Annotated in this window: 11 protein-coding genes and 2 pseudogenes; 5 read left to right on the top strand and 8 right to left on the bottom strand. The window is 71.4% G+C overall.

The window, feature by feature from the left end:
* Positions 1-220: 220 nt before the first annotated feature.
* Positions 221-859, top strand: coding sequence for a hypothetical protein (locus AC07DW_RS11975; protein WP_478857523.1), 639 nt, complete (start codon positions 221-223; stop codon positions 857-859).
* Between the two features lie 545 nt (positions 860-1404).
* Here the strand turns inward: AC07DW_RS11975 and AC07DW_RS11970 are convergent.
* The 3 genes from AC07DW_RS11970 to AC07DW_RS11960 form a co-directional block, all read right to left on the bottom strand.
* Positions 1405-3243 (bottom strand): CASTOR/POLLUX-related putative ion channel, encoded by a 1839-nt coding sequence (locus AC07DW_RS11970; protein WP_478857522.1) that lies wholly within the window; start codon positions 3241-3243, stop codon positions 1405-1407.
* A gap of 264 nt (positions 3244-3507) precedes the next feature.
* Positions 3508-3729 (bottom strand): hypothetical protein, encoded by a 222-nt coding sequence (locus AC07DW_RS11965; protein WP_478857521.1) that lies wholly within the window; start codon positions 3727-3729, stop codon positions 3508-3510.
* Positions 3730-3903: 174 nt separating this feature from the next.
* Entirely contained in the window at positions 3904-4275 is a 372-nt protein-coding gene (locus AC07DW_RS11960) for a hypothetical protein (RefSeq protein ID WP_478857520.1), read from the bottom strand.
* A gap of 279 nt (positions 4276-4554) precedes the next feature.
* Here AC07DW_RS11960 and AC07DW_RS11955 point away from each other — a divergent pair.
* Positions 4555-5245, top strand: a pseudogene (locus tag AC07DW_RS11955) (DUF5701 family protein).
* Here the strand turns inward: AC07DW_RS11955 and AC07DW_RS11950 are convergent.
* Entirely contained in the window at positions 5213-5530 is a 318-nt protein-coding gene (locus AC07DW_RS11950; protein ID WP_478857519.1) for a hypothetical protein, read from the bottom strand. The pseudogene AC07DW_RS11955 and the gene AC07DW_RS11950 sit on opposite strands and share 33 nt — an antisense overlap.
* Positions 5531-6421: 891 nt before the next feature.
* The gene (locus AC07DW_RS11945) at positions 6422-6982 is read right to left on the bottom strand and encodes a hemerythrin domain-containing protein (protein ID WP_478857518.1); all 561 of its coding nucleotides are present in this window, start codon (positions 6980-6982) and stop codon (positions 6422-6424) included.
* A 421-nt stretch (positions 6983-7403) separates the two neighbouring features.
* Here AC07DW_RS11945 and AC07DW_RS11940 point away from each other — a divergent pair, with 421 nt between their 5' ends.
* On the top strand, positions 7404-8255 hold the full coding sequence (locus AC07DW_RS11940; protein ID WP_478857703.1) for an RNA polymerase sigma factor SigF: 852 nt from the start codon (positions 7404-7406) through the stop codon (positions 8253-8255).
* A 345-nt stretch (positions 8256-8600) separates the two neighbouring features.
* Here the strand turns inward: AC07DW_RS11940 and AC07DW_RS11935 are convergent.
* Positions 8601-8855: pseudogene (locus tag AC07DW_RS11935) on the bottom strand (IS5/IS1182 family transposase); the annotation flags it as partial.
* Between the two features lie 745 nt (positions 8856-9600).
* Here AC07DW_RS11935 and AC07DW_RS11930 point away from each other — a divergent pair.
* The gene (locus AC07DW_RS11930; protein WP_478857517.1) at positions 9601-10119 is read left to right on the top strand and encodes an RICIN domain-containing protein; all 519 of its coding nucleotides are present in this window, start codon (positions 9601-9603) and stop codon (positions 10117-10119) included.
* Positions 10120-10307: 188 nt separating this feature from the next.
* Entirely contained in the window at positions 10308-10892 is a 585-nt protein-coding gene (locus tag AC07DW_RS11925) for a choice-of-anchor C family protein (protein WP_478857516.1), read from the top strand.
* A gap of 463 nt (positions 10893-11355) precedes the next feature.
* Here the strand turns inward: AC07DW_RS11925 and AC07DW_RS11920 are convergent, their stop codons facing one another.
* Positions 11356-12579 carry a PucR family transcriptional regulator gene (locus tag AC07DW_RS11920; RefSeq protein WP_478857515.1) on the bottom strand — a complete coding sequence of 408 codons (1224 nt, stop codon included), beginning with the start codon at positions 12577-12579 and terminating at the stop codon, positions 11356-11358.
* 190 nt (positions 12580-12769) lie between these two features.
* Positions 12770-13696, bottom strand: a complete 927-nt coding sequence (locus tag AC07DW_RS11915) for a hypothetical protein (RefSeq protein ID WP_478857514.1) — start codon at positions 13694-13696, stop codon at positions 12770-12772.
* Positions 13697-13796: the final 100 nt, after the last annotated feature.

Genomic DNA, 13796 nt, shown 5'->3' with positions numbered 1-13796 from the left:
TCCTCACTCGGCCGGGGCGTGGCCCTCTGAGTACCCGTACTCATGCGCCGGCCGCGCGCCCGGATCAGGATGACGGACGACCGGTTCCCGCACGTACCCCCAGGGCGGACGGCCCAAAGCCCTTGCCTTACGGGTGCGTTCACCGGGGCCCACCCGCCGGGCGTGCCCTGCCGGCACCCGCGCGCAGAACGGGGAACAGCTCGTGCACCACCTTGGCCTCATGAATTTCGCCGGGGGCCCGTCGCGCCGCCTGCTGTGCGTGGCCGCCGCGGCCACCACGGCCCTGACCGGCTGCGGGACCGAAACCGCCGCGGGCGGAGCCGACCGCTCGGAGCTGGAAGCACGCGCGCGTGCCGCCCAGGTGGCGGTCGAGAACGTCTACGTCACCGAGATCCCCGGCTATGAGCCGGCCCCGCAGTCCGTGGGCGTGCTCGGGGCGGACGGGTTCTCGGCGACGTATGTGAACCGGCGGACGGGCGCCTGGATACGGCTCGCGGTGGACCGGGGCTCCATGGACGCGGCCGGCTGCCCGACGACCGCGCTCGCGGCCGGCGACGGAGCCACGGGCGGTGCCGTGGAGTGCGTGGCGGACGGCGCGCACTGGTACCGCACGAGCGGTACGCGGCACGAGTACGCGACCGCGACGGACGGGCGCGTGGTGCGGCTCGGCGCCGACACGGGGGGCGTCGACCGGGCCACCTTGCGCCGGGCGGCCGAGGCCGCGCACCCCGCGAGTGACGCCGAACTCGACGCCGTACTGCCCACGGCGCGGCCGGCCGGCGGGTCGCCGGTCGGGCGCGGGGACCTGCCGCCGGTCGGTGACGGCGCGCCGGACAACGGGGCCGACGCCGGCGGCTGAGCACCGGGCCGGCGGCGTCGCGGGCGGCGAGGGCCCGGCGCTGCCCGAGAAGGACGAGCCCCCGGTCGCCCCGAGGTGCCGTCCGAACGGGAGGCCGCCGCCCGGATCGGGAGCCGCGGTCGGGGTCAGCGCAGCTGGAAGGAGCGTTTGGCCGGGCCGGCCATGGAGCCGTCGATGACGGTCCGGGCGGGCTGTTGCCAGCGAACCGCCGGGTGGACCCTGGGCCCTCCCCGAGCGGGCCGACCACGAGAAACCGTCCTTCGGCCGCCGACTACCGCCCGCCCCGGTCAGCAGGCGGCGGTGGGACCATCCGTGCTCCCTCCGGTACGCCGCGCCGGGCCGCTCACGGCCGGTTCCGGACGTGACGCCGGCCGGGCGACAGGCCCCGGCGGTGGTACGCGCCGCGGGCGGCGAAACGCATGGTGCGGCCCCTGTCGGAGGGGGCGGTGAGCCGGGCCCCCGCCCCGGTCATCCACACCATGGGCGAAGGCATCGGAGCACCGGACCGTTCACCGGCCCGGTGCTCCGGGACGTCCGGTGGCCGCTCAGCCCTCCGCCACCACGATCACATGGTCCCCGGCCCCGAACCGCACCTTCGTACCCTTGTGCGGATTGACCCTTACGCCATGCGCGGGGGCGGCCGACGCCTCGGCGCGCAGACGGTAGCCGATGGCGCATTCGTGACGGCGGCGTGCGGACTCCACGACGGTGGCGAAGGTGACCTCACGGCCGGCCGTGACGTAGTCGGTGGCCGGTTTGAGGTAGATCTCGCTGCCCTCCGCGGTGAAGAGCTCCCCGAAGATTCCGGCCAGGTGCCGGTTCTCGGAGATCTGCGTCATCAGCAGGCTGATGAGGCGACCGCTGACGATGAAGTCGGCGCCCTGCCGCACCGGGGCCAGCAGCCGGTTGCGGTCGTCGGTCAACTCCGTGATCACGGACAGTTCCCGGCCGGCCGACTCCTCGACGGCCCGCAGGTGGAGCAGCGCGACCAGCGTCCGGTCGTCCGTCTCCGCACCCCCTTCGGCAGACGGGCTCTCGTCCCCGATGAGCATCACGCTGTCGTACGACGGGACGTCCAGGCCGGCCAGCGTCCGCTGCTCGGTGATGTCGCCGCTGTGGAAGCTCACCAGCAGGTGGTCCGGCTCCCGGCCGGTGACGCGTACCGCGTTGGCCGTCGCCGCGTCGCCCAGGGCCACGACGTCGAGGCGCGACCCGGCCCGTACGTACTGGTCGAGCTGCTCGATGATCAGAGGGGCGCGACGGTTCCAGCCCAGGAGCAGCATGCGTTCGGGCGCCGGGGTACGCGGTGGCGCGGTGAGGATCGCGTCCTCGTCCACGGGCGGAGCGGTGTCGGCGGGCGACGCGGTGTCGTCGTCCTCGGTGATGACGATCAGCCGGTCGCCCTCCTCGACACGGGTGTCCGGGGGCGGGTTGAGGGCCTGGCTCCCGTCGGCGCGCACCAGGCCCACCACCGAGGAGGTGGCGAAGGCCCCCAGCGCCTCACCGAACGTGCGGCCGGTGAGCGTGGTCGCGGGGACGACGTAGAACTCGTCACCCGCGAAGTCCAGCAACTCGCTGTACACGAGGGAGAGTCCGGGCTGGCGCGAGGTCTGCACGAGCAGCCGGGCGACGATGTCGTCGATGCTGAGGACGTGTCCGTTCCGGCCCGCCGCCAGGGTGGCGGCCAGGTGGTGCCGGGGGTCCCGTACCGCCGCGACGACGACCCGTTCGCCGGCCGGCCGGTCGGCCGCGTCGAGGGCGAGGAGCGTCTTCACGACATGGGCGTCACCGCCCTGCCCGCCGGACGGCAGCACCAGCACCGCCTTCGCCCGGCCCGGGCTGACCCGGGTGAGGATCGCCGGGTCGGTGGTCGGGCCGCTCCGGCAGATGATCCTGGTGCTTCCGGTGTCGCCGACGCGACCGGCGATCTCGGCCTCCATCTCGACCTTGTCCTTGTCGGCGAGGACGGCGACGGCGGCTCGGCGCTGATTGGCATTGGCCGCCACCAGCTCCGTCAGGACCGGGAACACCTGGTCGGACCAGCCGAGCAACACCGTGTGGCGCTCCTCCAGGACCACCGACCGGCCCAGCCGCAGAGCCATCAGCCGCTCGTTGAGGCCCGTGGTGATCAAGCTGACCAGCGCGGACACGAACAGCAACGCCACGAGGGCCAGCAGGACCGACGTCAGCACGTACAGCGGCGGCCCGACCTCACCGCCCACCTTGAGGGTCCGTCCGACGCTCTCCCAGACGGCCACCGCCCGCCCGGAGATGGTGGGCGGCGCGTTCCGGTCGGCCCAGACGAGTACCACGCTCGCCGGGACCACGATCGCGAGGCACACCAGCGTGAGCCAGCCGATGAGCACCCGCGTGCCACGGGCCATGAGGTTGTCGAACCCGTACCGGACACGCGACCTCGAAGGAAAAGCGCGCCATGTCATGCGAAGACCCCCCTCGACACCGGACGTCCGGGCCCGGTGCGCGTTCCGTACCGCCTTCCCGGGCGGTCGTACGTCGTCGCGGGTCGGCGTCCTGTCGCCCCAGTCTTGTGGCTCGCCCGGGAAAGCGCCGATCTTCGGCACATGCTTCACCCGCAGGTGGCACCAGCTCGGCGTAGCGCACCCCGCGACGACGGGACGAGACGGTCGTCAGACGGAGAGCAGCAGGACCAGCGACAGCACGGTGGTCACCGCGCACCAGGTGATCATGACCGTCTGTACGGCGGAGGCCGGGCCGCCGGCGAACGGTGGCTCCGCCCCTTCGTCCGCCGGGTCGTCGGGAGAGAGCAGGCGTGTGCAGTACGAGCACTCGGATCCCTCGGCATCCAGCCAGTAGGCGCCGTCCAGTACCGCGTAGTGAGGAGTCCACATGCCGGGTCCAACCCGCCGACCGGGCGCCGGGCAATGCGGTCACGTCACCTCGACACCCAATCGCTACCTTGCCCATACCCCGGGCATAACCCGGCCGCGCGGTCGGGAACACGCACCGCCGGGGCGCACGCCCCGGGCCGGCGGCCTGTGCGGCACCCGGGCCGGCGGACGGCCCTACCGACGGCTGCGCCGGCCCTCCCGGGGACCCTCGGGCACTGCCAACGCGCCCGAGGGGCCGGTCGTGGCGCCCCCCGGCGCGCGGGGCACCGCACAGTTCGGCGCGGCACGGTGGTCGTACGACGGGCGGGTGTTGGCCGCGAGGATTTCGAAGAGGCGGCGGCGACGGCGCAGTTCGACGATGTCGACCGTCCGCATCCTGGTGGTCGGCGACGGCAGGAAGACGGAAAGTGCCGTACATGTCGATCCACAGGCGAGCAGAAGCCAGAGGGTCATGTGCACAATGAGGTCCTTCCCCACGCTGGAAAATGTGACAACCACGCAGGTCACGGCCCGATTCACCAGTGCCGTGACGGCAGTCGACTTCATAACGCGATGGCATATGCCTGGTTATGGTGCGGGGGAGAGGCTTGGGCTGGACGGGTGGCGGCCAGGCCCGCGGTTCGCGCAGGGGCGCCCTGTGCTCCCGCCTCGCCCCCATGGGGCGGCGGCCGGGGCGCCGCCGGTGGTGACCGCCACCCCGGACGCGCCGGGAACAACGCGGCGGGGGGCGGCGTTCTCCTCGCGTCCACCGCCCGGCACCGCGTTGCCCCCGGCCCCGCACCCGAACCGAGGAGTACGTTGTCCACGACCCCGCCCATCGCCGCCGTGACCCCGCTCCCGCCCCTGGCCGCCCAGGCGGAGCGCCTCATCGAGCTCGGGGTGCACGACCTCGCGCGAATACCCGCCGGTGACCTGCGCGCCTTCGCCGAGCACACCGGGGACGCGGCGGACGGCACCCTGCTGGCCGTCCACCCGGACCGCGTCCCGGCCTCCGCCCTCGCACCGCTGCTCCGCCATGACGGCAAGCCCGGCTTCGTCGTCACCGACATGCCCGACGTCGACGACTTCGCCCCCGACACCGTCGAGCTGCCCGACGCCCCGCTCTACCTCGTCACCGGCCCGGACCGAGGCGACCACATGGCCAACTGGAGCCCGGAGGAGGCCCTGCCCGCTCTCACCGCACAGGACCGCACGCCGCTGCTGCTCACCGAGGGCATCCACTGGGTGCTCCAGCAGCCCGCGGTCCTCGAGCGCAACCGCTGCTTCATGACGATCGGTTCGCCGCTGCTTCATGACGATCGGTTCGCGGCTGCGCAAGGCCAACGGCGCGCCGGACGCCCGCACCCCGGCGATCTGGATCAGCAACGGTACCGGGCGGGACGGCCGTGAACGGCGCAACGCCCCGAAGGTCGGCTGGTGCTGGTGGGGCAACCGCCACACCTGGCTGGGCTTCGCCTCCGCCGCCGGCCGCGGGCACCAGGCCTCAGGAATCGGTGTGGCCGAGCGTCCGGCATGAGGGGCACTCGCTCCAGGGGTCGAGGGACGACGGCGTCGCGGGCGGGGCGAAACCCGTGCGGTACTCGTCGTGAACCAGGACGCCGTACGGCCCCGTAATGCTGGTTATGGTCACGGGACCCGTCCAGAGGGAGGTGGTCCGGCGCCGGCGCCGGACCACCTCCGCGAGGGCGCGCAGCACACTGGCCGCGGCGCCGGTGCCGGTCGCCCGGATGCGCGCGCCCAGGGACCGGATCTCCAGGCCGTAGCGCGTTCTCGCGTTCTTCGCGGCGGTGGACACATGCATTGGTGCCTCCGAAGTCGTTCGAAGGAACAGACCTTGGTGCATCGCCTTGCTCGGAGGAAGGGTGGCGGACCCTTGCGAACCAGGAAACGATACGGCTTATCGCTTGTGCGACAGTCGTAAGAAAGCTGTCCCTGGTCCGTCCTGATGTCCGGGAGGCGCGGGATGCGGAAGAGGGGAAGGTGGGGGAGGAGTGAACACGTCGGTGTGGACCCACTGCCGCACGGGATCGCTCGGTGAGCGTGATGGCGCGGACCGTGCGATCACACCGCTGCTCAGGTGCCGGGACGTCCCGTTCGGGCACGAGGCGCTATCGGGAGACCGGCCTTCTGCCAGGCGCTGAGGAAATCCCGTTCCAGGCCGGCCACGACCGCCACGAACTCTTCCAGAGCCGGAGCCGACCAGGTCAGGACGACCGCTCTGCCGCCCCGTTCGAGAATGTGACTTCCTCCCGAACGTGCGGAAGCCGGGCGGTACAGAAAGCTTCCTATGGCAACAGAACCATCTGCCCAGGAAGGAACATTGTCCCGATGGGGACCGAAGCTGTCCGGAGGCGTTGCCGTCATATCCGGGCTAACGGTTATCCGAATAGCCCGGATGCGAGGCATCCGAGTGACCGGGCCCCTCCATCCGGGGGACGTCGGGCGTTTTATCGGTTCTGCATATGCCTTCACTTGCGACCAGAAAGCGCACCCCGTACGACAACCCCCGGCAAACGCGAAAGCTGCCGTCGCGTCCGCGATCCGTGAATCCCTTCAGGCCGGCGACGGTGCCTGGTGGGCCGTGACCGGGACGTCCCCGTCCCGGCACGTTCCAGCCCCGGGACGCGAGTCCCGGGGCTGGAGGGGCGGCTCGACCGCTGCGTACGGGGAGGAGCGCCGGTGCGGTCGGCGGTCAGTCGCGGCTGCGGCCGGTGAGCATGTCGCGCAGGCGGTCGACCAGGCCGGTGCCCGGCGCGAGGAGCTTGTTCGCGGGCGGCGTGTCGGGTGCCGCGGGGTGCGGACGGGTGGGGGCGGTCTTCTTCGCGGTGCGGATCTTCTCCCCCAGCTCGTCGAGCGCCTGGGGCGAGCAGGATTCGGCGAGGAGGGGGAAGAGCCGCTTCTCCTCGTCGGCCACGTGGGCGTTCACCGTCGACTGCAGACGGTTGATGAGGGCGTCGAACCGCGCGTCGCCCGGTCGGCAGCCTTCGAGGTCCTTGAGCATGCGCTCCACTTCGCTGTGGTCCTCGATCTCCTTGTCGGCCAGGTCGTCCCCGCCGTCCACGTACCGGCGGACCGCCGGGTACAGGTACATCTCCTCCGCCACGGCGTGCCGGATCAGCTCCATGGTCAGTTCATCGGCCAGCTCCCGCCGCTGCTCGTCACCTGCGGGCAGTGAAGCAATCTTGGTGAAGAGCGATTCCACCTCGCGGTGATCCGTGGTGAGTTCCTGGATGACGTTCCCGCCATGACCCATGATCGGTCACTCCTCTTTCCGTGGTGATCGGTGGTGACAGGCGGCCCTGGTCAGGCACCTGCCGGGAGATACGTCCCCGCGCGGGGCCCGTGAGGTGCCGCCGATGCCGTCCGTGTCACCCGAGCGGCGGGCATTACACCCGGACCGCGTGAGGTCATGGCGAGAACATCACCGATCACCGACCGGCCCCACGGCCAGGGGTCCCACCGGCCGCCACCTGCGCCGCGAGCGGTTCGGGGCCCGGGTCGGGACAGGGCGGCGGCCGGGCGCGGGACGCGGAACGGGGCCGCGCCGAGGCCGCCGGGGCGAACTCGGTGAAAAAAAGTAGGCATGGGTGTGAGGGCCGTGGGTAGGCGCGGCCCATCGGCTTGTCGGGGGACAACGGCGAGGTCGACGGGTTCGGGAGGGAAGCATGACGATGATGACGACGACTCAGCAGGTGGCCACGACCGAGGGCCGTACCGCGGCCCTGCCCGAGGTCTCTCACCCGCGGCGGGTGGCGCCCAAGGACGCCCGGGCCCTGTCGAAGGCGTTCTTCGACCGGCTCGCCGTCCTGGAGGAGGGCACCGCCGAGTACCAGGACGTCCGCAACACGCTGATCGAGATGAACATGTCCCTCGTCCGGTACGCGGCCGGCCGGTTCCGGAGCCGTGGCGCGGACGAGATGGAGGACATCGTCCAGGTCGGCATGATCGGCCTGATCAAGGCGATCGACCGCTTCGAGCTGACGCGCGAGGTCGAGTTCACCACCTTCGCCGTGCCGTACATCGTCGGTGAGATCAAGCGGTTCTTCCGTGACACCTCCTGGGCCGTGCACGTTCCCCGGCGCCTCCAGGAAGCCCGGGTCGAGCTGGCCCGCGCCACCGAGGAACTCCGTACCCGTCTGGGGCGGACCCCCACGGTCAAGGAGCTGGCCACCCTGATGAACCTCACCGAGGAAGAGGTCATCGAGGCCCGCCTCGCCTCCAACGGCTACAACTCCAGCTCGCTGGACGCCACCATCAACAGCGACAGCGACGACGGGGAAGCCGCCCTCGCGAACTTCATCGGCGCCGAGGACCCCGCCATGGAGCTCGTGGAGGACTTCCACGCCCTGGCGCCGCTGATCGCCGAGCTGGACGACCGCGACCGGCAGATCATCCACATGCGGTTCGTCGAGGAGCTGACCCAGTCCCAGATCGGCGAGCGCCTCGGCTGCTCGCAGATGCACGTCTCCCGGCTCCTGTCCCGCACGCTGAAGCGGCTGCGCGAAGGCATGCTCACCACCCAGTGAGCGTCCTTCGCACCCGACCGGCCTTGGAGAGCACCCTCTCCAAGGCCGGTGGTCGTCCGGGCGGTCCGTTCGGCGGCACGGCCCGCGACACCTTCGGCGCCCCGGGGCGCCGAGGGCCGAGCGCTTCGCGGTGCGCGGCGAGCCGGACGCCGCGGGCCGCGCGAGCGTTCGCGGACGCGACCTGGTCCGTTTCTTATGGATCAGTTTGCGGACCAGGTGAAGCTGGTCGCGACGTGAAGTCCGGCGAGGTAGACGGTGGCGGTCTTCTCGTAGCGAGTGGAGATGCCGCGCCAGTGTTTGAGGCGGTTGATGCACCGCTCGACGGTGCTGCGCTGGTTGTATGCCTCGCGGTCGAAGGCAGGTGGCCTGCCGCCGTAGCTGCCTCGATGGAGCCGGTGGCCCGCTGGACGGCCGGGACAGGGATGACCGCTTGAATCCCCGCTGCCTCGGGTGTTCGCGGATGGCCCGTGAGGAGTACGCCTTGTCGGCCAGGACCGCATCCGGCCGGGTCCGGGGGCGTCCGAGACGGCGGCGGACGCGCAGTCGTGCCATCACGACGGCGAAGGCGGGTGCGTCGCCGGCCTGTCCCGCAGTGAGCACGAAGGCCAGGGGCCGGCAGTCGCCGTCAGCGGCAAGATGACTTTGTGGTCAGGCCACCTCGGGAGCGACCGATGGCGTGGTCCGTCGGCTCGTTGGCAGGAGCCCCCTTTGCGGGCTCCGGCAGCGTGCTGACGCACTCGCACGACCGTGGAGTCGACAGACACCACCCAGCTCAGGTCCTCATCGCATCTGCCTGAGCCAGCAGGGCGGTGAACACCCGTTCCCAGGTCCCGTCAGTCGCCCAGTTCCGCAGGCGACTGTAGGCGTCCTTCCACGAGCCGGACTCCCGGCTCGGCCGATCCGTACCGGCCGTTCCGTGTGCGGGGCGCCCGGACACCGCGAACGAGTGTGGACCCAAAGCGTTCGACCGATATCGAATGCGATCACTCTTCGGTGTACCCGTTGGAAGCGCATACGGCCTCCTTCACTCCGCGCACCCGGGAAACGGGGTAGCCGGGCAAGCTGGGGCCTGGAGGCACGGGTTGCGTATCACTATGCTCAGCCGAACCCGCCGTCCCCTTGTTTATCGCGCGCAGCAGGCCTGTGTTGTCGCTGCGCAATCCTATTGTCAGTCGGCGGGTGAATTCGGTGTGCGATAATGGCCTATTCGGATCGCGCAACCGTCGAATAAAGAGATAATGGGATTATATCGCCAATCCTTACTCTCTGGATGCCTTTTCCCTTCTGCCGTACAACGGTGACAGCTCGGTTCGCCCGAAAGTGCCACTCGACAAGGGAGATCACCATGAAGGCATCCATGCGAGCATTCACCGCCGGCTTGTCCGCCCTCGCGCTCAGCGGGATGATGCTGGTCATCGGCTCGGCCGCACCTGCGAACGCCGCCCCGCTCAGCACCAAGCTGGAGACTCACCACAGCGGCAAGTGCCTGGATGTTGCGGCCGCGAGCACGGCCAATGGAGCATTCGTCCAGCAGTGGGGGTGCTACGACACGCCGAACCAGAACTGGACCCTCACCTCGCTGGGAAACGGCTACTACAAAATGATCGCCCAGCACAGCAACAAGTGTCTGGACGTGGCGGACGCGAGCATCGCTGACGGGGGAACCGTCAATCAGTGGGAGTGTTACAACACACCCAACCAGGAGTGGAAGCTCGTCCAGCGCCCCAACAGCTACTTCGCCCTGGTCGCCCGGCACAGTGGCAAGTGCCTGGAGGTCAGGGGAGGAAACATCTACAACGGAGCCGGTGTGGTTCAGCAGACATGCGCCGCCGACCGGCCGTACCAGGAGTGGCGCCTCCTGTGAGCCTCTGGCTGTGAACACGCGCCGCGCGATGGACGCGCCCCGCAGTCCGGGTGTGGACATCGTGCGGCGACAGCTGGTCATTCCCGTGTGAATCACCTGCGCTGGCTGCGCGCCGTCGCCGAGGCGTCCGGGGAACTCGCCGGCGCCGCCGGCACCCGGCCTCCGGTCCCACTCGCGAGGAGACGTCCATGATGTTCAAACGTGCCTTCGTCACCGCTGTCACGGCCGCCGTCGTGTTCGCTTCGGCCGGCGGCGCGACGGCCGCTCCGGTCCCTGACTTCGGCAATGGCGGGTTCGAGGAGCCCATCGTGCCGGCGGATTACTTCAAGCGCTTCGCCACGGGCGCTTCCATCGGCCCGTGGCAGGTCACGTCCGGCGCCGTCGAAGTGGTCGACGACGGGTTCTGGCAGGCCGCCGAGGGGCAACAGAGCGTTGACCTCAACCCCCCTCCCGATGTCGCAGGCCCTGGCATGGTGGCCCAGACCTTCACCACCATCCCCGGGGACCCCTACACGGTCACCTACTCCCTGGCGGGCAACCCCGACGGTCCTCCTGCGGTGAAGACCGGCCGGGTCCTCATCGACGGAGAGGTGATCCAGGACTTCAGGTTCGACGTCAGTGGCAAGACCCGGAGGAACATGGGCTACGAGGAGTGGCGGGTCTCGTTCGTGGCCAAGAACTCCACCACCACGCTCAGCTTCACCAGCACCACTCCCAACACCCGGTACGGGCCGGTCATCGACAACGTGCGGGTCAACTCCTGCGGCTGCTGACCCCCGCAACCCCCCTCGATCGACGGCCCGCCCGGCACCTTCGTCGCCAAGCTGGAGGCGATCGCCGCGCGCAGCCTCCGTGCCGCCCGGACCTGACCCCACCGACCCGCACCATCCGGCCCCCGGCCGCCCTCACCACGAGGGCGGCCGGGGGCCTTTCCTGCGTTCCGCAGCAGGGGCGGCCGGTGTGGCACACTTCGCCCGAGCCCCATGAGGACCGTCGCGGCGTGGAAGGCGCCGAGGGCGTGGCGTACGGTACGGCGGGCCGCCGCCGCGTCGGGTGCCGCGCCGAATCGCAGGGCGACATGGGGGGCGCGACGCCCGGCACGATGTCGGCCATGGTGTCTCCTGGCGCGGGAGGGGCTCGGGCGGGGCCGCTCCGGGGCGGACCGCCTCCGCTGCGGCCCCCGTAGCAGCCGACGCGCTCCCGCCCGTCCGGGCGTCCGGCCCACGCCGGCGCACGTCACAACGCCGGGCGGCTCCGGCCGTGCCGGTTCCCGAGCAGGGCCGCGGCCGGCCCCAGCAGCCGGTGGGCGTCGAGCGCGAGCGTCAGGCTCAGCAGGTCGCGGGGGCGGGTCAGCGACAGGCCGGTGATCTGCTCGACGCGGCGCAGCCGGTTGAGGACGGTGTTGCGGTGGCAGAACATGCGCCGGGCGGCCTGGGCGGCGGAGCCCCCGTGCTCGATCCACACGCCGACGGTGGTCAACAGCGTTTCCCGGTCGGCGGGTTCGAGGTCGTACAACGGGCGCAGCACCTGGTGGGCCAGTTCGGCGGCCAGGTCGGGCCGGGAGACCAGCAGACCGTCGGGCAGGCGGGCGTCGAGCCGGACGACCTCGCCCCCGGCCCGGCAGGTACGCAGCGCCAGCGCCGCCATGTCCCGGGCCCGCGCCAGGCCGTCCAGCCCCTGGACGACGGGGCTGATCCCGATGCGGACACCGGGGCCGGCCCGCAGCCCGGCGGCCAGCGCGTCCAGGGGCAGACCGTCCAGGTGGGCGACCAGGACGTCGAGCTCCCCGGCGGCGTGCCGCAGGATCCGGATGCCGGGCACCTCCGGGGTGCTCCGTGGCGCCCCGCCGTACCGGGGCGGCGCCACCACGGCCACGGCGTACCGCCCGTCGAGCGGCAGGTCGAGGACGGCCGCCGCGTCCCGCGCGAACGCCGGGTCGTCGCGGGTCTCCAGCAGGGCCGCGAGGATCAGCCGTACGCGCTCGGTGTCCCGGCTGGCCACCCCCTCGGCGGCCTGCCGGTAGGCGTCGGCGAACAGCACCGCGTCGCGGTCGTTGCTCTTCCACACGAGGTCGGCGACGTGGACGAGCTGGCGCACGTCGCCGAGCCCGTCGCGCTCCACCACGCCGATGATGCCGTTCCACACGCCGGAACCGGCCACCCGGAAGGCGTGCAGCACCTCGTCGAGGGGCCGCCCCTGCTCCGCCCGACGTACGCCCAGCTCCCTGGTGTACCGCTCGACGTCCACGATCCTGTCCGGCTCCACACCGGCCTCCAGCCCGTGCCGGATCCCGGTGCCGACGGTCCTGCGCAGGTCGGGCGGAGCGAGTACGGGATCGGCGTAGTACGGCACGTCGGCGCGGATCCGGTCCACGACGGTGTCCGTGAACGCGGTGCCCCGCTCGAGCAGACGCCGGCACGCTCGGTGGAACAGCTCCATCGGGGCGGAACTGTGCTGCATGGCGCCTCCCATCCGTTCCGGAGGCCCATCATGCTAAGCGGTCGCTTACGCCAGGGCGAGGTTTCCGCCCCTCAAGTCCTAACCGTGACCTGACGGCGCGCCGACGCACCTGTGGGTCGCCGCCGGCCGCCGGGGCGCCGGCCGGGGCCGCCGGCTCGGCCGGTCGGGTCCGGCTCGACGGTGTTCCGCTTCAGCCGAGGTGGACGCGGGCGGCGGCGATCGGGCGGTCGGCGACCCTGCGGGCGGTCGAGGAGTTCACGCTCCAGCGGTAGCCGGCGAACAGCTTCGTGGTGGGGTCCGCGTAGAAGACCATGTGGCCGTAGCCGGCGCCGTTGTGCTCCGCCCAGCCGGCGGTGCCGTCGGGTGCCTCCTCGATGCGGGTGTCGGGGAAGCCCCGGTACGTCGCCTCGGCGGTCGGGGAGGCGGCCGGGTTGCCGTGCGGGTCGCTGGTGCAGTCGACGACCTCGAAGACGTACGGCACGACGCCCTCGCCGACCTGGTCGTCCGCCGGTGACGCCAGCGTCCCCTTGCGCTCCCGGATCATGACGATGTGCCCGGTGTAGGGCTCGGTGGTCGCCTCCGGGTCGTAGTCGAAGGCGACCAGGTCGCCGGGCCGGAGGTTGACCGGCTTCGTGACCCCGGTGAAGTGCGGGATCGACGCCGCGTTCGCGAAGCCCTCGCGGAACTTCTCGGCCGTCGGGTAGAACTTCCCGGCCTCCGTCCTGAAGTACTGGCTGAAGAACTCCCTGGTGGCCCAGCCGTACGCCGTCCCGGTGCCGTAGGCGCGCTGGAGGACCAGGGTGAGGAACGAGGAGCACTGGGCGAACGCGGAGAACTGCTCCGGACGCCCCGGCGCGCCCCAGACGACGGCGGAGTTCTCGTCCGGGAACTGCCCGGCCGTCTTGTAGCGGTTGGCGCCGTCGCTCCAGGGACGTATCCGCAGGTAGTCGATCAGGGCCTCGGCCTCGATCTGGTGCGGCGGCTTGAGCTGGTACGGGCTCGGCGTCGGCGTGGTCGCGGCCGACGAGGCACCCGCCGAACCGGCCACCAGCGCGGCGGCGCCCGCGCCGGCGGTGCCGGTCAGCACTCCGCGGCGGCTGAGAAAGTGACGAGACATGGCGGTTCCCCCCGGATCCGGATGATCGTGACGACGTCCGGGATCCTACGTCCTGAGCCCGAACTCCCCACCCGCGCGAGCCGCCCTCTCGGAGCGTACG

This window comes from Streptomyces sp. NPDC045701, from assembly GCF_056432045.1.
This window is presented reverse-complemented; position numbering and strand designations above follow the sequence as displayed.